A 578-nucleotide genomic window follows, 5' to 3' on the forward strand; every position below is an offset into this window, starting at 1 on the left:
AGCTCGAGCACTTCTATCAGGGCGCCGACACCTTCGGCACCACCTTGCAGGTGCATCCCGACATGTGGCCCAAGACGCACGCCGACTTCGACGCGTACTGGGTCGAGGCGTGTCGACAGGTGGTGTGCGACGACGATTTTCGCGCCTACATCGACGACCTGCTGCACCTGCGCATGATCCAGTGGCACCTGCGGGTCCTGTTGGGCGGCCTGCTCCGGTTCCTGACCTCGGGCTTCCTGCCGCCGCATTTCCGCGAGCAGATGGGCGTGGAGTGGAGCGAATCCGATCAGCGGCGATTCGAGAATCTGTTCCTGTTCGTCGGATTCGTCAACCGGTTCATCCCGAGGTTCATCCGCTTCGCCGGAACGAACGCGATGATGGCCGACGTGCGGCGCCGAATCCGCAAGCACAAGGCGATCATCTGACCCCGGGGGAACAGGGGAACACCGTGGCCGCCGGCTCACCCCAGCCGGCGGCCCCGCCGCATCTCGCCGGCCGGAGCCGGGGCGGCGTTACGTAGCGAAATGGCATGGGCGCGCGCGCGTATACGGGACCATCTGTGAGGGCCACCGCGCGCC

Annotated in this window: 1 protein-coding gene; it reads left to right on the forward strand. The window is 66.4% G+C overall.

The genetic code is table 11. The annotated features are described in order from the left end of the window. Window positions 1-425 (forward strand): oxygenase MpaB family protein (locus ACFWPJ_RS30500; protein WP_378856624.1); only part of this gene is annotated, 425 nt, incomplete at its 5' end. Window positions 426-578 lie beyond the last annotated feature (153 nt).

The sequence above is a fragment of the Nocardia sp. NPDC058497 genome (assembly GCF_042720195.1).
Taxonomy (GTDB): Bacteria; Actinomycetota; Actinomycetes; order Mycobacteriales; family Mycobacteriaceae; genus Nocardia.